Below are 16,156 nucleotides of genomic sequence, written 5' to 3' on the forward strand. Positions count from 1 at the left end.
AGGCGTCGTGTAGGACGGATCACAACCTACGCGCCCGTAAGTTACGCTACCGTAGGTTCATGGCCACGACCGCAGCAGAGGGTTTCGCGCTCCCCGGGCCGCCCAGGCCCCGCCTCAGGGGCTGGTTGCACGCCGGAGCCCTGCCCGTCGCGCTCATCGCCGGATTCGTCCTCGTCGCCCTCGGGCCGACCCTGCAGGCACGGCTGGCCGCGGTGGTCTACGCCGTCACCTCCGGCCTGCTCTTCGGCGTCTCCGCCACCTATCACCGGGGCGCGCTCTCCCCGCGCCTGGCCGGGGTGCTGCGCCGCCTCGACCACGCCAACATCTACCTGATCATCGCGGGCACCTACACGCCCTTCGCGCTGCTGGCCCTGGACGGGCCCGCGAGGGTGGCGGTCCTCGCCGTGGTCTGGACCGGAGCGGTCGCCGGGGTGCTGTTCCGGGTGCTGTGGATCACCGCCCCCAGGTGGCTGTCCACCGCGCTCTACATCGCCCTCGGCTGGACGGCCGTCTTCGTGCTCCCCCAGCTGGTGGCGGGCGCCGGGGTGGCCGCGCTGCTCATGGTCTTCGCGGGCGGCCTGCTCTACACCGCGGGCGGCGTCGTGTACGGCCTGCGCCGCCCCGATCCCTCGCCCCGCTGGTTCGGCTTCCACGAGGTCTTCCACGCCCTCACCGTCGCGGCCTACCTGGTCCAGTACGTCGGGGTCTCGCTGGTGGTCTACGCCGCGGCGTAGGGTGCCGTGCATGACGACGATCGAGGAGCTGGCCGCGGAGCGGTACGTCTCCGTGACGACCTTCAGGAAGAACGGCACGGCGGTGCCGACACCCGTGTGGGCCGCGTGGGACGGTACGGGCATGGTGGTCTGGACCCAGGCCTCCTCGGGCAAGGTCCGGCGCATCCACGCCGACCCCCGGGTCGTCGTGGCGGCGTGCGACGTCCGGGGCAGGACGCGCGGCGAGGAGGCCGACGGCCTGGCGCGGGAGCTGTCGCCCGAGGAGACCGAGCGGGTCCGCCACCTGATCGTGAGGAAGTACGGCCTGCTCGCCAGGGTCCTGATGGCGACGAGCAGGCTTCGCGGCGGCCGCGGGGGGACGACGGGCATCCGGATCGTCCCCGGCGTCTGAGGCCCCGCTTCCGCTTCCGCTTCCGCTTCCGCTCCCGCTCCCGGCTCGGGAGCGGGGGTCAGGCCGTCGCCGGCTCCAGGCGTCGTGCCGCGAGTTCGGCGTAGAGCGCGGCTCCGTCGGGCAGCACCGCGTCGTCGAAGACCGCGTCCGGGGCGTGGTTGTAGGCGGCCTTCTCCGGGTCGGCGCCGGACGGGCACGCGCCGAGCGCGACGAACGCCGAGGGCACCCGGTCGCAGACGTAGGAGAAGTCCTCGGATCCGGTGAACGGGTTCGCGGCCCTGAGGAACCGCTGCTCGCCGTAGACCTCCCGGACGGTCGCGGCGACGAAGTCGGCCTCGCCCTCGTTGTTGATCGTGACCGGATAGTTCACCCGGTAGTCGGCCTCCACCTCCAGCCCGTGGGCGGCGGCTATGCCCTTGACCAGGCTCACCGCCCGCTCCTGGAGCCGCGCGTGGGAGTCCTCGGAGAACGACCGGATCGTCACCTCGAAGCGGGCCTCCTCGGGGATCACATTGTTGACGGTGCCCGCGTGGAAGCTGCCGACGGTGACGACCACCGGGTCGAACACGTCGAACCCCCGCGTCACCATGGCCTGCAGCGCCATGACCATCTCGCAGGCGGCGGGGATGGGGTCCTTGGCGCGGTGCGGGGCCGAGCCGTGGCCGCCCGCGCCGCGCACGGTCACCACCAGGTCGTCCACGGCCGACATCATCGGGCCGCCCTTGGTGAGGAACGTCCCCTGGGGAATCATCGCACTGGTCACGTGCAGGGCGTAGGCCGCGACCGGAAGCTCGCCCGACGCGTCGAGCGTGCCTTCGTCGATCATGAGTTTCGCGCCGCCGTACCCCTCCTCGCCCGGCTGGAACATGAAGACCACGTTCCCGGCGAGCCGGTCGCGCCTGGCGGCCAGCAGGTGCGCGGCCCCGGTCAGCATGGCGGTGTGCAGGTCGTGGCCGCAGGCGTGCATCCGGCCCTCCAACCGTGAGGCGATCGGCGTGTCTCCGCGTTCGGAGACCGGCAGGGCGTCCATGTCACCCCGCAGCAGCACGGTGGGGCCCGGCCGTGTCCCGCGCAGCACCGCGGTGACCGAGCTGAGCCGCTCGCCCAGCCGTACCTCCAGCGGCAGGCCGGAGATCGCCTCCAGCACCTTCTCCTGGGTGCGCGGCAGGTCGAGGCCGAGCTCGGGCTCCCGGTGCAGGGCGTGCCTGAGGCGGATCAGCTCATCCCGCATGTCGGCGGCGGATTCACGAAAGGACATCGATCATTCCTCCTGGCGGTTGCACGGCTGGCGGTTGTACGACTTGATCGCACGATAGCCCGATTTAACCGAATTGTGGTCTCGCGTTGCCGGACTGCTGGAAATGAATCGATCACACGGGACCGAACACACGGGAGGGGCCATGGAAGAGCTGTCGCGCACCTGGTGGGTGTATCTGGTCCGTGGCGTCTGTGCGCTCCTGTTCGGGCTGCTGGCGATCTTCTGGCCGGCCATCACGGTCCTCGCGCTGGTCGTCGTCTTCGGCGCCTACGCCATCGTGGACGGCGTCTTCGCCCTGTTCGGCGCGGGACGCGGGGCGGGGGCCGGCTCCCGGGGATGGATGATCTTCTACGGCGTCGTCAGCGTCCTGACCGGCGTCGTGGTCTTCATCTGGCCGGGGATCACCGCCCTGGTCCTGCTGCTCTTCATCGCGGCGTGGTTCGTCGTCACCGGCGTCCTGGAGATCGTGGCGGGAATCCGGCTGCGCAGGACCGTGGTGAACGAGTGGATGTTCATCGTCGGCGGCGTGCTGTCGCTGCTGTTCGGAATCCTGCTGTTCCTGTGGCCGGCGGCGGGCGCGCTGGCCGTCGTCTGGCTCATCGGCATCATGGCCATCCTGTACGGCATCGCGCTGGTGGTGCTGTCCTTCCGGGTCAAGGCGCTCGGCGCCCGCAGGCGGGGCCCCTCGGGCACCCCGCGCGTCGTCTAGGAGGGCGGGGCGTCCATCCGCCGGGCGAGGGTACGGCGGGGGCGCGACGGGGGTGCGGCGGAGATGCGGGCTGCCCGGGGCTGCCTTGTGGATGATCTAGGAGATACAGGATAATCTCCAGAAAAATCAGCATTTACACGTAATGTCTCCATATAGATGCGTCATTAACGGGGAATCATCTTCCCATCCCACCGTGGAGGAGACGTGGAGGAGACATGGACGTGCACGGCCGCCTCGCGCGACATCTGCTCGTTGACGGCTACCGGCTGGTCCTGGACCTCGAACGGAGCCGGGGCTCCCGGCTCGTCGACGCCCGCACCGACCGGAGTTATCTGGACTTCTACACCTTCTTCGCCTCGGCGCCGCTCGGTGTGAACCCCTTCGACGACGATCCGGAGTTCCTGGCCCTGCTCGGCCGGATCGCCGCGAACAAGCCCGCCAACTCCGACCTCTACACCAGCCACCTGGCCGACTTCGCCGAGACGTTCAGCCGGGTGCTCGGTGACCCGGAGCTGCCGCACCTGTTCTTCGTCGAGGGCGGGGCCCTGGCCGTCGAGAACGCGCTGAAGTGCGCCTTCGACTGGAAGAGCCGCCGCAACGAGGCGGCGGGCCGTTCCCCGAGCCTGGGCACCAGGGTGCTCCACCTCACCCGCGCCTTCCACGGCCGCAGCGGCTACACCCTCTCGCTGACGAACACCGACCCGGTCAAGACCGACCGTTTCCCGATGTTCGACTGGCCCAGGATCGAGGTGCCCGCGATCCACTTCGGCGACGTCGAGGCGGCCGAGAAGCGGGCACTGGCCCAGGCGCGGGCCGCCTTCGACCGCCATCCGCACGACATCGCCTGCTTCATCGCCGAGCCGATCCAGGGCGAGGGCGGCGACAACCACATGCGGGCGGAGTTCCTGCAGGCCATGGAGGGCCTGTGTCACGAGCACGACGCGCTGTTCGTCATGGACGAGGTGCAGACGGGCGCGGGGATCACCGGCACCCCCTGGGCCTACCAGCAGCTCGGCCTGCGCCCCGACATCGTGGCCTTCGCCAAGAAGATCCAGGTCGGCGGGGTCATGGCGGGCCGCAGGGTCGACCTGGTGCCGGACAACGTGTTCCGGGTCAGTGGCCGGATCAACTCCACCTGGGGCGGCGGGCTGGTCGACATGGTCCGCTCCCGCCGGATGCTGGAGATCATGGAGCGCGACGCCCTGATCCCGCGCGCGGGCGAACTCGGCCAGGACCTCCTCGGCGCGCTGCTGAAGATCCAGGCGGGGTTCCCCGGACTGGTCCGCAACGCCCGGGGACGCGGCCTCATGTGCGCCTTCGACCTGCCCGATCCGATCACCCGCGATCGCCTGATCGCCCGCCTCAGACGGGACGAGGGTGTGCTCGTCCTGCCCTGCGGCGAGAGGTCGGTACGGCTCCGCCCCGCGCTCTCGGTCAGCGCCGAGGAACTCAGGGAGGGAACGGACGCCATCCGCCGGGCGCTGGACGCTTCTCAGAACCTGAGGCTGTCGGCGTGATCCGGCGCCGCCCGGCGGCGCCGCGGGTCGGGCGCCTTCACGGGGGTGGTCGTCGTTGCTGGGAGTCCTCGCGGCCGGTCCGGCCCCGCCACAGACCGATCGCGGCCACCCGGGAGTCGGCGCCGAGCTTGGCGTAGATCCGGTTGACGTGGTTCTTCACGGTCTTCTCGCTGAGGAACAGATGCTGGGCGATCTGTCCGTTGGAGCAGCCCGTGGCGATCAGCTCCATGACCTCGGTCTCGCGCCTGCTCAAGCCCGTCACGACTGTGGGTTCGGCGTCGAACGGTGCGTCGTCGACTCTCATCCGGCCTCCGTGGAAGCAACACGTTCAGGTCGCCGAAACCCCCCCGTCGTACGGCGCAAGCGATAGCAGCGAGCATAACCCGCCATGTCCATCTTTGGTGGATAAGTCTGAGGTGAGGAAAACGCGAACGGCCGGTCCCGTAGGACCGGCCGTTCATCTGGGGTGAGTGAAGGGACTTGAACCCTCGGCATCCAGGACCACAACCTGGCGCTCTGCCAACTGAGCTACACCCACCATGTCCGCCGCAGCGGCACATGAAAAGTGTAGCGGTCTTTGGGAGTCGTTTCGCACCCGATTTCGCGGTGTCCGTCCGGCGGGTGTCCGTTCAGGTGTCGGAGGCCGAGATGGTCTCCGCCAGTTCGCGGGCCCTGGCGGAGTCGGGACCCGGCTGGGCCACGAAGATCGCCGCGCGGTAGTAACGCAGCTCACGGATGCTCTCGGTGATGTCGGCCAGTGCCCGGTGGCCGCCCTGCTTCTCCGGCGAGGCGAAGTAGACGCGGGGATACCACCGCCGGGCGAGCTCCTTCACCGACGACACGTCGATCATCCGGTAGTGCAGGAACGTGTCCACGGCAGGCATGTCGCGCGCGATGAACGAGCGGTCGGTGGCGATGGAGTTGCCGCACAGCGGAGCCTTCTTCGGCTCGGGGATGTGCCGCTTGATGTACTCCAGCACCAGCGCCTCGGCCTCGGCCAGCGTGACGCCTCCGCCCAGCGTCTCCAGCAGCCCGGAGGCGGTGTGCATCTCACGGACGACCCGCGACATCTGCTCCAGTGCCTCGGGCGGGGGCTTGATGACCACGTCCACCCCCGCGTCAAGCTGGTTCAGCTCGCCGTCCGTGATCACGCAGGCCACCTCGACCAGCGCGTCTCGGCCGAGGTCGAGCCCGGTCATCTCACAGTCGATCCAGACCAGCAGGTCACTCATAGCCTTCAGGGTAGTACTCCCTTCAGGAGATCTTGAGCGAGTCGATGACCCGGCTGACGACCGAGGTGCCGACGTTGTCGGGTACGGACAGGTACATCAGCGCCGGGCGCATGCCCGCCCCCCGGTCCACGATCACGAAGGCGGCCCGCTCCGTCTTCCACTTCCAGCCGTTGGCCTTGGCCTGCTCGGAGAAGTCCAGGTCGAACATGAACAGCCAGCCGTCCTTGCCGCTCACCTTGATCGCCTCGTCCTTGACGATCTTCCGGCGGTGCGGAGGGCTGTAGAAGCTCGGTTCGGTCGCGGTCAGCAGCGTCGCGGCGACCGAACGCATGCTGCGGACGCCGTCGTAGCCGAACACGTCGGGAAGCTCGCCGGTGAGGACGTTGGCGACCCAGTTGTGCTTCATGCCGTCGTAGTTCTCCTGGGCCGTCTTCACCGCCCCGCTGGTCCACACGAACCCGAGCGGATCGGCGCCTCCGCCGGGTATCTGCCACGAGTCGTCGGGGAAGATGTAGGACAGGCCGGTCACGGGGTCCTTGATGCGCCCGTCCTGCGGCTGGGGAAGCCGGCTGGTCGGCTGCGGCTGCGGGGTCTCCTGCGGTTGCGGGGTCTCCTGCGGCGGTTCGGTGGACGGCGCCGAGGGCGGGGGTGCCTCCGTCGTCTCCACGGCCGGGGGCGGGGAGTCGTCCAACGCCGTGTTACGCGCGGGAGTGATCAGGAACATGGCCGCGACCACGATTCCGACGACCAGGATCACGCCTCCGACGCCGCCCAGGATCCACGGCAGCCGGTTGTTCTTGCGCGGCGGGGCGCCGGCGGGCAGGCCGTACCCGGCGGTGGGCAACTGCATCGTGTTGCCGCCGGGGGATCCGCCGCCCCAGTTCGGCTGCTGCGGCTGCGCGTTCCCGGGCTCCTGGGGGCTGTTCCAGGGGGCCGTCTGTCCCACGGGGCCGGGCGGCGCTCCCGTGGGCGGGAGACCCGTGGGCCGGGGGAGGGGGCCGGTTCCCGGCCCCTGCGGGGCGGCCTGCGGGGCCTGGGCGTCGGTCGGGTGTGTGGCGTCGGTCCACTGGTCGCCGTCCCACCATCGCAACTGCGGTGAACCGTAGGGATCGGGGTACCAGCCGGAGGGGGTCTGCGTGGTCATGGGCGTCAGAGTAGTAAGAACCGGTATGCCATGCATTGTGGACTTTGTGGGCGATCATGGACATTTGTAAGTGAAACTCGCTTTGTCCTGGAGCTTCTTGCCCTCCGGCAGCGGCGAGATCACCCGCAGGGTGGCCGTTCCCCGGAAGCCACCCTCGCCCTTGACCGTCCACTCCAGGCTCACCTCGTGCGAGGTCTTCCCGGCGGGCACGGTGTCCGTCTGGTCGATCGGGGTCTTCCGGTCACTGCGCTTCCACTGGTAGTGGATCTCTCCCGCCGAACCGTTGGTCGTGAACGCGCCCGTGATCCTGACGGTCGTGTCGCAGCCCTGCGTCTTCTTCGGCGCGCCGACGTCCACCCCGGTGACCGCCAGCGGCGGCGCCGAGCCGCGGAGCAGCCAGGCGGCCACGACGCCCACGATCATCAGCGCCAGGATCACCGAGGCGATGGCCGTACGGCGGCGCCGCCGCCTGGCGGGCGCCCTGAGCGCCTGCAACCTGTCGGCGGGCAGTTCGGTCTGCTGCTGGTCCCGGCCCGCGCGCCAGATCTGCGCCGCGGTGGTCTCCGTCGGCACACCGGGGCCGAAACGCATGACCACATCCCCGGTGTCCGCGGTGCTCCCGGCGTCGTCGGCGCCTTTCCGGCCCGAGAGGTCTCCCGGCCCCCCAGCGCCGCCGGGGGATCCGGCGGCCCCCGGGACGCGCAGCAGCGTGACGATCTCCCCCTCGTCGGGGACGGGCGTCGGGGCGGCGGCCTGCCCGGCCGGATACGCCGCGCCGGGGGAGGACCATCTCCGCACGGCCTCCGCCAGTCCGTCCCGGGTGAACCCCGGCAGCAGGTCGCGTCCGGCGAGCAGGACGTCGCGGGCCCGGGCGAGTCCCTGCTCCCGAGCCGTGGCGGCCGCCCGCTCGAACAGCTCGGCCGCGCCCGGGTGCTCGGTGGCCCGGTTCGCGGCCAGGCCGCGGGCGAGCGCCGCCCAGGCGGCGACGTCGTGCTCGGGGAGGGTGAGGCGTCCGTACAGCGCGTCGGCCAGGCCCCGTCCGGCGAGCAGCGCCGACCCGTCGGCGGCGATCACCACCGTGCCGGGGCGCACCGCTCCGTGGGTGAGCCCGGCGGTGTGCAGGGTCAGCAGCGTCTGCGCGGTCTCCAGCAGGACGGTCGCCAGGCCGCCCGCGCCGGGCCGGGAGGCGCCGGCGGGCGCGGAGAGCAGGTCGCCCAGGGTCGGGCTCGCCGGTTCCGCGGTGAGCAGCCAGATCTCCCCGCGGGCCGAGACCAGGTCGGCGATCGGTACCAGCCCGGCCGGACCTCCGCGGAGCAGCCCGCGATCGGCGAGCACGGCCGCGACCAGCCGGTCACGCGCCGCGGGATCGGTGGTCGCCCGCGGGTCGAACCTGAGCGCACCGGCCTGCCGGCCGTCCGGTGTGAGCGCGGACGACCAGGTGCCCAGTTCGTCGGTCCAGCTCCGGCCGGTCAGCCGGAACCCGGCGACGTTCCCCCGTTCGGTGTTCATGGAAGTCCCCGTCCCACTCCGCCGTCTACCGCCTCCGCCGTCTCCTGTGCCGGCCGGCGGCGCCTCGTTTCACCGCCAGCGTGAACGGTATTGCGCCACCTGTCACCAGACCGAACGCCAGCAGCGTCGGCGGGGCGGTCTCACCGGGGGGCGTGGGGGTGGCGGTCAGCCTCGGCCCCCCGCCGTCGGTCGAGGTGTTGGACGGTTCCGGGCTGCTGGGGGTCGCGGTCGGGCTGGAGGGCTCGGTGGTGGGGGTCCGCGTCGGCCGTGAGGTCTGGGTCGGCCGCGACGTCGGTCGCGGCTCCGAGGTGGACCTGGTCGGGGTGGGCGTCGGGGCCGGGGGCTTGGTCGGGGGCTTGGCCGGGGAGGAGTGATCGGAGTCGCCGAGAGGCGAGTTGCCCTCCTCCGTGGGGGACGGCGTGGGGGTGGGCGGCGGTGCCGGGCTCTTGGTCGGCCTCCGGGTGCGGGTCGGCGACGGTTTGGGCGTCGGGGTCGCCGCCTTGGTGGGGGCGGTCGGCGGGAAGGTGGCCGCGGAGGTCGCCGCCGGCGTCTCCGTCGGGGCCGGCTTGGGGGTGCTCTCCTTCGAGGGCTTCTCCGTCGGCTCCTGCGTGGGCAGGTCGCTGTCGGCCGGGAGGATCGACTCCACCGCCTCGGGCGAGGTGGGGCTCTCCGAGGTGACCAGGCTCTGCGGCTTGATCTCGGTACTGCCCGCGGAGTTGACCAGCACCGCGGTCACCCCGCCGATCACCGCGATGCACCCGACGCCGACCAGGATCTTGACGCTCAGCCTGCTGAGCGAGGACGACGACCTGCGGCGCCCGCCGAGCTTCGTCTCGGCGACGGAGGTGCCGCCCCCGGGCTTCGGGGTCTCCAGCGGGAACAGCGCGGGCAGCAGCGCCGCGAGGCCCGCCAGACGGCGACGGCCGCGCTCCTGCCAGTCCGGGCCGTAGGCGTCGGCGGCGACGGCCTCCAGCTCGGTGAGGAAGGCGGTCGCGGTCGGCGGACGGTCGGCGGGATGCTTGGCGAGTCCCCGCTCGACCAGGCCCTGCAGGGCGGGCGCCACCTCCTCGACGGGCGGCGGCATGGTCTGGTGCTGACGGGCCAGGGCGGCGACGTTCGTCGCGCGGAAGGGCCGGGTGCCCGTCAGGCACTCGAAGAACACGACGGTGGCGGCGTAGACGTCGCTCGACGGCCCGGCCGGGGCGCCCGTCCACTGCTCGGGGGCCATGTAGGGCGGCGTGCCCGCCGGGGTGTCGTCGTCGCCGGAACGGATCGCGACGCCGAAGTCGACGAGCTTGCTCGTGCCGTCGGCCTCGACCATCACGTTCTCGGGCTTGAAGTCGCGGTGGACGACACCGGCCGTGTGCGCGGTCGAGAGCCCCAGGAGGGCGCCCTTGAGGACGACCAGCGCGGCCTCGGGGCCGGTCGGTCCCTCGGAACGCAGGATCGCGCGCAGCGCGACGCCGTCGACCAGCTCCATGACGATGGCCGCGCCCTCGCCCGTCTCGACGTAGTCGTAGAGCCGGACGGCGTGCGGGCTGTCCAGGGTGTTGAGCACCCTGGCCTCGTGCCGGAAACGCGCGACGAATCCGACGTCGCTCCTGAGCTCGTCGGACAGATACTTGATCGCGACCATGATGCCGTCGACGTCGTGCCGCGCCATCACCACGCGACCGCCGGCACCCGCCCCCAGCTCGCGTAGCTCGGTGTATCCGGGGACTCGCCAGGAAGAAGGCGTGCCGTACATACCGGTCTCCTCAGTTGTCTGGGCCCCCCACCCACAACAGACGGACCGTAGCTTAGCGATAGATCACGAAATTTCGCTCATGAATCACAAATCAGTCTCAGAAGCCTGGATAACAGACGTATGCACACGGCGGGAGCGCCCCCGTCGCCACTCGGCCCCCGCGCGCCCCCGTGCCCCGCGCGTCTACCGGCCCGGTGCCGGGCGGGACGTGATGTGCGCGGGGACGTCCACGTCCACGGTCAGGGCGGGGTCGGTCTCGGGAGCGCCCCAGGACTGGCGCAGCGGGAGCACCCCGGCCCAGATCGGCAGCGAGTAGTCCTCCGGGTCGTCGCTCGGCGGGCCCTGCCGTACCTTCACCGACGCCTCGGCCAGGGAGAGGGCGACCACGGCGGTCGCGGCGAGCTCCTTCCTGGTCGGGGCGCGCGTGGCGTCCCACTGGCCGGGGGAGAGCTGCTCGGTGATCGCGCGCAGGCCCGCGAGGCGCTCCTCGTCCTCCACCACGAGGCGGGGCCGGCCGTAGATCATGGCGGAGCGGTAGTTCATCGAGTGGTGGAAGACCGAGCGGGCCAGCACCACGCCGTCCAGGTGCGTCACCGTGACGCAGACCTCGCCGGTGCCGCGCAGCGAGGCGGCGCCCGTCGAGCCGTGCAGGTAGAGGGTGTCGCCGATCCGGCCGTAGCCGGTGGGGACGACCCTCGGGGACCCGTCGATCACGACGCCCAGGTGGCAGACCAGCCCGGCGTCCAGTACGGCGTACAGGTCCTCGCGGTCCGTGCGGCCTCTCTCCTTCGAACGGCCGAGAGAGGTACGGGAAGTCGTGGAGAGCATGGCTCTAATCTAGGAAGAAGTGGACACAGAAACCACGTCCACTTCATGCCGCCTTCGGGAGACCACTTTGCCGCGCACCTCCGTCGACCTGCCCCTCTCGGTGGACCGTCAGGCTCCTGTGGCCCTCACGATCCAGCTCGGCGACCGGCTGCGCGCCGCCATGCGCGACGGCACCCTCAAGTCCGGTGAGCGGCTGCCCTCGACCCGGGCCCTCGCCCGCCAGCTCGCGGTCAGCCGCACCGTCGTCACCGAGGCCTACCAGCAGCTCTACGCCGAGGGCTGGCTCGACGGGCGGCACGGCTCCGGCACCTACGTGGCGGACCTCACCCTCCACGTCCCCTCCGGCACGCCGGGACAGGCCCCCGACGCCGCAGCCCCGCCGCCGGACGGGGACGGCCCGCGGACCGGGCACGACGACGCCCGGGACCCGGCCGCCCCCGGCCGGGACGGCGGACACCGCGAGCCCTGTGGGCCCCGCGAGCCCCGTGGGTCCCGTGGGGGCGGCGGGCACGCCGGGCCCGTGATCGACCTGCGGCCCGGCCAGCCCTGGGTCCGGGACTACGACGAGGCCGCCTGGCGCAGGGCGTGGCGCGCGGCCGCCGAGCTGCCTCCCGGGGACAACCCCGACGCCTACGGCCTGCCCAGGCTCCGCCGCGCGCTGGCCGATCATCTGCGCAGGAGCAGGGCGGTCGCCGTCGGCCCGGAGGACATCATGGTCACCCGGGGCACCGGCAACGGCCTCGACCTCGTCGCCGCCACGCTGCTGCGCCCCGGGGACAGGGTGGGCGTCGAGGACCCCGGCTACCGCGTCGCCAGGAACGTCTTCGCCGCGCGGGGCGCCGCGATCGTGCCCTGCCCGGTCGACGGGGACGGCGTCGTCGTCGATCTCCTCCCCGACGACCTGCGCGTGCTGTACACCACCCCGGCGCACCAGTACCCCCTCGGCGGGCGCCTGCCCGTGCCCCGCAGGGAACGCCTGCTCGCCTGGGCCCGCCGTACGGGCGCGATCGTCGTCGAGGACGACTACGACGCCGAGTTCCGCTACGACGTCGCCCCGCTGCCCGCCCTGCACGGCCTCGACCCCGGCAGGGTGGTCCTGCTCGGCACCCTGTCGAAGTCGCTCGCCCCGGACGTCGGCGTCGGCTGGCTGGTCGCCGCGCCCCACCTGCTGGCCGCCGTCGCCAGGACCCGCTACGACCTGGGCGACCGCACCAGCGGCCCGGCCCAGCAGGCGATGGCCGTACTGCTGGAGCGGGGCGACCTCGACCGGCACCTGCGGCGGATGCGGCTGGAGTACGCCCGCCGCCGCGCCGCGGTCGTGGACGCCCTCGGCTCGCTGGTGACGGGCGACACCGCGGGGCTGCACGTCATGGTCGAACTGCCGCAGGAGCTGGTCGGCCCCCTGGTCGGCGCGGCCGCCGAACACGGCGTGCTGCTCGACGCGGTGAGCAGCCGCTACCACCACGGCGTCCCCACCAGGCACGGCCTGGTGATCGGGTACGGCTCCGCCTCGCTGCAGGACGTCAGGCGGGGGGTGTCGACGGTCGCCGAGCTGATCGAACGGCTCGGTCACCGGGTGGCGGCGGAGCCGCGGCGAGCTCCCTGACCACCGGCAGGGCGCGGTGGGCGTAGAACGGGTCGACGGGCAGCGCGTGCCGTCCCCACCACCGCGCGACCTCGGGCTCCGGCGAGAGCTCCACGAAACCGGGCAGGTAGTCGTCGTAGGGAGGGTCGTAGAGGTAGCCGGTGGACACCCCGCGCCGCTCCAGCTCCGCGATCGCGGCCTCCCGGTCCGCGACCAGCAACGGCACCCGGAACAGCGGCTGGTCGAGGTGGCGGTGGACGGCCCCGGCCACCGTGGGCAGCTCGGCGAGCGCCCGCACCCCGGCGATCCGCCGCGCCCGCTGTCCCGGCAGCGTCCGCAGCCGCCTCGCCTGGTACAGGCGGGAGAGCCCGCCGCGCCGGGCCCGGTAGTCGTGCAGGTCGGCCTGGACCCAGGAGTCGAACGGCGGCAGCTCCGGCACGTGCTTGAGCGCCTCGTCCAGGTCGCCGGGGCGGGGCGCGATCCGGTGGCCCTCGCGTTCCTCCTCCATGCCGAGGGCGCGCATGGCCCACAGCGCCGGTCTGACCAGGTTGAGGCGGACCGCCGTGTGCCTGGCCACGGAGGTCAGCACCGAGCGGATCTCGGCCGCGAGCACACGAGGCTGCAGCAGCCGGTCCCGCTCGGCCTCCAGGGCGCGCAGGTCCTCCTCGTGCTCGACCGCGATCACTCCGCCCGAGCCCGCCCCGGCGTGCTTGGAGAGGCTGAACACCCCGGCGACCCCGAACGTGCCGAGCTGCCTGCCTTCGACCGTCGTCTCCATGGCGTGGGCGACGTCCTCGATCACGGTCTTGCCGGCGAAGGCGGTCACCCGGTCGGGCAGGCCGTACAGGTTGGTGGTCAGCACGGCGTCGACCAGGTCGAGATCGACGGCGCCGACGTCGATGTTGCCGTCGTCCGGTGAGAGCGGCGCGATGACGGGCCGCAGCCCGGCGGCCAGCACCAGGAAGAGGATCTCGTCGGCGGAGATCGGTGACATCAGCAGCCGCTGCCCGGGAAGACACCAGTGCCGCAGCGCGAGGTAGAGGCCCAGCCGGTTCGACGGCAGGGCCAGGCAGTGACGTCCGGTCCGGGCGGCCACCAGGCCTTCGGGGCTCATCGGCCGCTCACGACGACTGCAGCGAGGTGCGCAGGCGGCCGAAGGTCTTCAGCGCCCGGTCGGCGGTGGTGCGCAGGAGCGGGTTGGCCAGGACCGTGCCACGTGCCTTGCGGACCGGCACGCGCAGCATCCAGTGCAGCCCGGCGCCCGCGCTCGGCCTGGCGATCCGGCCCTCGGCCACCTCGTACTCGCCGTTCTTGAGCTTCTCCTTGTACTCCTTCTCGCCGCGGCCCATGTCGATGACCTCGATCCCCGCCTTCGCGGCCTTCTCGGCCATGGCGAGGTGGTGGATCAGGCCCGGGGAGTACTTGGCGAAGGCGGTGTCGTAGGCGGGGAACCAGCCCGCGAGGGTGGTCGCGGTGCGCAGGCCGAAATGGCCGGCCACCGGGCGCCCGTCCACGTAGAGCATGTCCAGGACACCGCCGAAGCTCTCGGTGTCCGTGGCGAGCAGCCGCTCGACCAGCTCGACGATCCACGGGTGGGCGAACCGGTCGGAACGTCCCGTCCTGCGGTACTGGTCGGTCTTCCAGCCGAGGAGCGTCCGCAGCGCCTCGGTGTCGGTGATGGCGTAGTCGTGTTGGAGCGGTCCTACGTCACGTTGGAGCTTACGCGTCTTGTATGCGGTCGATCGGTAGGTTTTGCCGGAGGTCTGCTTGATCGTCTCGATGTAGGAGTCGTGACCGTCCCGCAGGTCGATGATCGGGGACGGATGGCGGCTGTGCCGCGCTCCCAGCAGCGGCTGCCCGGCCACCAGGTGGTCGAACTCGAACACCCCCAGGCCGCAGGCCCTGATCAGCCGCTGCGGGTCGAGCTCCAGGTCCTTGGCGTACACCAGTCCCTGCGCGTCGGTCAGTCCGGCGGCCACCGGTTTGCCGATGCCCATCGCATGTCGTTCGAACGGGAAGAACCCCACGATGTCGGGGCCGTCGTGCAACACCGCCACCCTGACCTGCTCCTGCAGGTCACCGACGGCGATCGTGAACTCCGGGGATAGGAACGGGCTGTCGAAGGCGGGGTCGGCTTCCTGCAGTTCCCGCCACCTGCCGACATCGGGCTCGGCGAGATCGCGGGGTTGAACGATAGAGACGCGCATGAGCTCCTACTGGGGTGTGCGGTTTCCCCGACGCCTTCCAGCATGGATATGGGCAGGACGTGCGTACGCCCTAAGCATGCAAGACGGCGCGTAATGTAACGGTAAAGGATGTGACGTGCGGCCGGGCCCGCGGGGTGACAACGTTTCGGAGTCTCATTTGAGAGATGCGTCACGGCTGGCGTCCCCATTCGAGTGACGTTCTAATAAAAGGCCATGAGCATCCCTGGCATGGACCCGACCCGCCTGGCCGGGTGGATGGCGGCGAACGTCCCCGACGCCGGGGAGCCGGCCGGTATCCGCCTGATCTCCGGCGGCAGGTCCAACCTCACCTACCTCGTCGAGACCGGGGAGCGCCGCCTGGTGCTGCGCCGCCCGCCGCTGGGACACGTGCTCCCCACCGCGCACGACATGAGACGCGAGTGGCGGGTGATCTCGGCGCTCGCCCCGACCCCGGTCCCGGTGCCGGAACCGGTCGCCTTCTGCGGTGACGAGGACGTGATCGGGGCGCCGTTCTATCTCATGGGGTACGTGGACGGCGTGGCCGTACGCGACGGGGAGCAGGTCGCCGGGCTCACCCCCGGGCAGGCCCGGAGCCTGTCGCGGAGGCTGGCCGAGGTGCTCGCCGCCGTCCACGCGGTGGACTACGAGGAGGCGGGACTGGGCGGGTTCGGCCGCCCCGAGGGATACATGGCCCGCCAGCTGGAGCGCTGGAACCAGCAGTGGGAACGTTCGAAGACCCGTGACCTGCCCGAGCACGACCGCCTGGCGGCCCGCCTGCGCGAGCGCCTGCCCGTCCGCGCGGCCGCGGCACTGGTCCACGGCGACTACCGGCTGGACAACACGCTGGTACGGCTCTCGCCCGACCCCGGCATCCTCGCCGTCGTCGACTGGGAGATGTCCACGCTCGGTGACCCGCTCGCCGACCTCGGCCTGACGCTGACCTACTGGCAGGACCCCGGCGACGAGGAGCGGGCCTCCATCCCGGTGGCCGCGGGGGTGACCGTCGCCCCGGGCTTCCTCACCGCCCGCGAGTTCGCCGCCCACTACGCCGAGGTCTCCGGCGCGGACCTGGCCGACCTGGACTTCTACGTGGCGTTCGGCAACTACAAGCTGGCGGTCATCGTGGAGGGCATCCACGCCAGGTTCCGGCAGGGCAAGACGGTCGGGGAGGGGTTCGAGAACATCGGCGAGGCCGTCCCCACGCTTCTGCGGCGAGCGGCCCGAGCGCTGGAGGGGTGACGTCCGGCCGGGCGGGAAGGCCGTTGCGGTGACCATGGGTTACCTGTCGGGTGGGA

15 protein-coding genes and 1 tRNA gene are annotated in these 16,156 nt (G+C 71.7%); 6 read left to right on the forward strand and 10 right to left on the reverse strand.

Annotated features, from left to right (window positions below; genetic code table 11):
* The first annotated feature begins 59 nt into the window (after positions 1-59).
* Both AB0N02_RS16060 and AB0N02_RS16065 read left to right on the forward strand, forming a co-directional pair.
* A complete protein-coding gene (locus AB0N02_RS16060; protein ID WP_363946450.1) occupies positions 60-734 on the forward strand; it encodes a hemolysin III family protein in 675 nt (224 codons plus the stop codon).
* Positions 735-744: 10 nt separating this feature from the next.
* The gene (locus tag AB0N02_RS16065) at positions 745-1,125 is read left to right on the forward strand and encodes a PPOX class F420-dependent oxidoreductase (RefSeq protein ID WP_363946452.1); all 381 of its coding nucleotides are present in this window, start codon (positions 745-747) and stop codon (positions 1,123-1,125) included.
* 58 nt (positions 1,126-1,183) lie between these two features.
* On the opposite strand, the gene AB0N02_RS16070 is transcribed toward AB0N02_RS16065, so the two are convergent.
* A complete protein-coding gene (locus AB0N02_RS16070) occupies positions 1,184-2,383 on the reverse strand; it encodes a M20 family metallopeptidase (RefSeq protein ID WP_363946454.1) in 1,200 nt (399 codons plus the stop codon).
* Positions 2,384-2,525: 142 nt separating this feature from the next.
* Here AB0N02_RS16070 and AB0N02_RS16075 point away from each other — a divergent pair, with 142 nt between their 5' ends.
* Both AB0N02_RS16075 and lat read left to right on the forward strand, forming a co-directional pair.
* Positions 2,526-3,092 carry an HdeD family acid-resistance protein gene (locus AB0N02_RS16075; RefSeq protein WP_363946455.1) on the forward strand — a complete coding sequence of 189 codons (567 nt, stop codon included), beginning with the start codon at positions 2,526-2,528 and terminating at the stop codon, positions 3,090-3,092.
* Positions 3,093-3,307: 215 nt separating this feature from the next.
* Positions 3,308-4,609 carry an L-lysine 6-transaminase gene (gene lat / locus AB0N02_RS16080; protein WP_363946457.1) on the forward strand — a complete coding sequence of 434 codons (1,302 nt, stop codon included), beginning with the start codon at positions 3,308-3,310 and terminating at the stop codon, positions 4,607-4,609.
* A 37-nt stretch (positions 4,610-4,646) separates the two neighbouring features.
* On the opposite strand, the gene AB0N02_RS16085 is transcribed toward lat, so the two are convergent.
* The 7 genes from AB0N02_RS16085 to AB0N02_RS16115 all read right to left on the reverse strand — a co-directional run bounded on the left by AB0N02_RS16085 (position 4,647) and on the right by AB0N02_RS16115 (position 11,069).
* The gene (locus AB0N02_RS16085) at positions 4,647-4,913 is read right to left on the reverse strand and encodes a response regulator transcription factor (RefSeq protein ID WP_363946459.1); all 267 of its coding nucleotides are present in this window, start codon (positions 4,911-4,913) and stop codon (positions 4,647-4,649) included.
* A 158-nt stretch (positions 4,914-5,071) separates the two neighbouring features.
* Positions 5,072-5,147 (reverse strand) — tRNA-His (locus tag AB0N02_RS16090).
* Between the two features lie 91 nt (positions 5,148-5,238).
* Positions 5,239-5,841 carry an oligoribonuclease gene (gene orn / locus AB0N02_RS16095; RefSeq protein WP_363946460.1) on the reverse strand — a complete coding sequence of 201 codons (603 nt, stop codon included), beginning with the start codon at positions 5,839-5,841 and terminating at the stop codon, positions 5,239-5,241.
* Positions 5,842-5,863: 22 nt separating this feature from the next.
* Positions 5,864-6,985 (reverse strand): APA family fibronectin-binding glycoprotein, encoded by a 1,122-nt coding sequence (locus tag AB0N02_RS16100; protein ID WP_363946462.1) that lies wholly within the window; start codon positions 6,983-6,985, stop codon positions 5,864-5,866.
* Positions 6,986-7,039: 54 nt separating this feature from the next.
* A complete protein-coding gene (locus AB0N02_RS16105; RefSeq protein ID WP_363946464.1) occupies positions 7,040-8,494 on the reverse strand; it encodes a hypothetical protein in 1,455 nt (484 codons plus the stop codon).
* Positions 8,495-8,519: 25 nt separating this feature from the next.
* On the reverse strand, positions 8,520-10,241 hold the full coding sequence (locus AB0N02_RS16110; protein WP_363946465.1) for a protein kinase: 1,722 nt from the start codon (positions 10,239-10,241) through the stop codon (positions 8,520-8,522).
* 183 nt (positions 10,242-10,424) lie between these two features.
* Positions 10,425-11,069 (reverse strand): pyridoxamine 5'-phosphate oxidase family protein, encoded by a 645-nt coding sequence (locus AB0N02_RS16115; RefSeq protein WP_363946467.1) that lies wholly within the window; start codon positions 11,067-11,069, stop codon positions 10,425-10,427.
* Positions 11,070-11,136: 67 nt separating this feature from the next.
* Between AB0N02_RS16115 and AB0N02_RS16120 the strand changes: the two genes are divergently transcribed.
* The gene (locus AB0N02_RS16120) at positions 11,137-12,675 is read left to right on the forward strand and encodes a PLP-dependent aminotransferase family protein (protein WP_363946469.1); all 1,539 of its coding nucleotides are present in this window, start codon (positions 11,137-11,139) and stop codon (positions 12,673-12,675) included.
* Here AB0N02_RS16120 and AB0N02_RS16125 read toward each other — a convergent pair.
* Positions 12,593-13,768: a DegT/DnrJ/EryC1/StrS family aminotransferase gene (locus AB0N02_RS16125; RefSeq protein ID WP_363946470.1), complete on the reverse strand. Its 1,176-nt coding sequence runs from the start codon at positions 13,766-13,768 to the stop codon at positions 12,593-12,595. The two genes, AB0N02_RS16120 and AB0N02_RS16125, sit on opposite strands and share 83 nt — an antisense overlap.
* A 7-nt stretch (positions 13,769-13,775) precedes the next feature.
* Complete coding sequence (locus AB0N02_RS16130; RefSeq protein WP_363946471.1) at positions 13,776-14,861, reverse strand: GNAT family N-acetyltransferase; 1,086 nt, start codon at positions 14,859-14,861, stop codon at positions 13,776-13,778.
* A gap of 213 nt (positions 14,862-15,074) precedes the next feature.
* Between AB0N02_RS16130 and AB0N02_RS16135 the strand changes: the two genes are divergently transcribed.
* A complete protein-coding gene (locus AB0N02_RS16135) occupies positions 15,075-16,100 on the forward strand; it encodes a phosphotransferase family protein (RefSeq protein ID WP_363946472.1) in 1,026 nt (341 codons plus the stop codon).
* Positions 16,101-16,156: the final 56 nt, after the last annotated feature.

The sequence above is a fragment of the Streptosporangium sp. NPDC051022 genome, assembly GCF_040683035.1.
GTDB lineage: Bacteria > Actinomycetota > Actinomycetes > Streptosporangiales > Streptosporangiaceae > Streptosporangium.

What these genes read in the sequence shown, in the direction of transcription:
- AB0N02_RS16115 (WP_363946467.1), bottom strand. Translation starts at nt 11,069, where the DNA reads ATGCTCTCCACGACTTCCCGTACCTCTCTCGGCCGTTCGAAGGAGAGA.
- AB0N02_RS16075 (WP_363946455.1), top strand. Translation starts at nt 2,526, where the DNA reads ATGGAAGAGCTGTCGCGCACCTGGTGGGTGTATCTGGTCCGTGGCGTC.
- AB0N02_RS16125 (WP_363946470.1), bottom strand. Translation starts at nt 13,768, where the DNA reads ATGAGCCCCGAAGGCCTGGTGGCCGCCCGGACCGGACGTCACTGCCTG.
- AB0N02_RS16060 (WP_363946450.1), top strand. Translation starts at nt 60, where the DNA reads ATGGCCACGACCGCAGCAGAGGGTTTCGCGCTCCCCGGGCCGCCCAGG.
- AB0N02_RS16105 (WP_363946464.1), bottom strand. Translation starts at nt 8,494, where the DNA reads ATGAACACCGAACGGGGGAACGTCGCCGGGTTCCGGCTGACCGGCCGG.
- AB0N02_RS16085 (WP_363946459.1), bottom strand. Translation starts at nt 4,913, where the DNA reads ATGAGAGTCGACGACGCACCGTTCGACGCCGAACCCACAGTCGTGACG.
- AB0N02_RS16110 (WP_363946465.1), bottom strand. Translation starts at nt 10,241, where the DNA reads ATGTACGGCACGCCTTCTTCCTGGCGAGTCCCCGGATACACCGAGCTA.
- AB0N02_RS16070 (WP_363946454.1), bottom strand. Translation starts at nt 2,383, where the DNA reads ATGTCCTTTCGTGAATCCGCCGCCGACATGCGGGATGAGCTGATCCGC.
- orn (WP_363946460.1), bottom strand. Translation starts at nt 5,841, where the DNA reads ATGAGTGACCTGCTGGTCTGGATCGACTGTGAGATGACCGGGCTCGAC.
- lat (WP_363946457.1), top strand. Translation starts at nt 3,308, where the DNA reads ATGGACGTGCACGGCCGCCTCGCGCGACATCTGCTCGTTGACGGCTAC.
- AB0N02_RS16130 (WP_363946471.1), bottom strand. Translation starts at nt 14,861, where the DNA reads ATGCGCGTCTCTATCGTTCAACCCCGCGATCTCGCCGAGCCCGATGTC.
- AB0N02_RS16100 (WP_363946462.1), bottom strand. Translation starts at nt 6,985, where the DNA reads ATGACCACGCAGACCCCCTCCGGCTGGTACCCCGATCCCTACGGTTCA.
- AB0N02_RS16065 (WP_363946452.1), top strand. Translation starts at nt 745, where the DNA reads ATGACGACGATCGAGGAGCTGGCCGCGGAGCGGTACGTCTCCGTGACG.
- AB0N02_RS16135 (WP_363946472.1), top strand. Translation starts at nt 15,075, where the DNA reads ATGAGCATCCCTGGCATGGACCCGACCCGCCTGGCCGGGTGGATGGCG.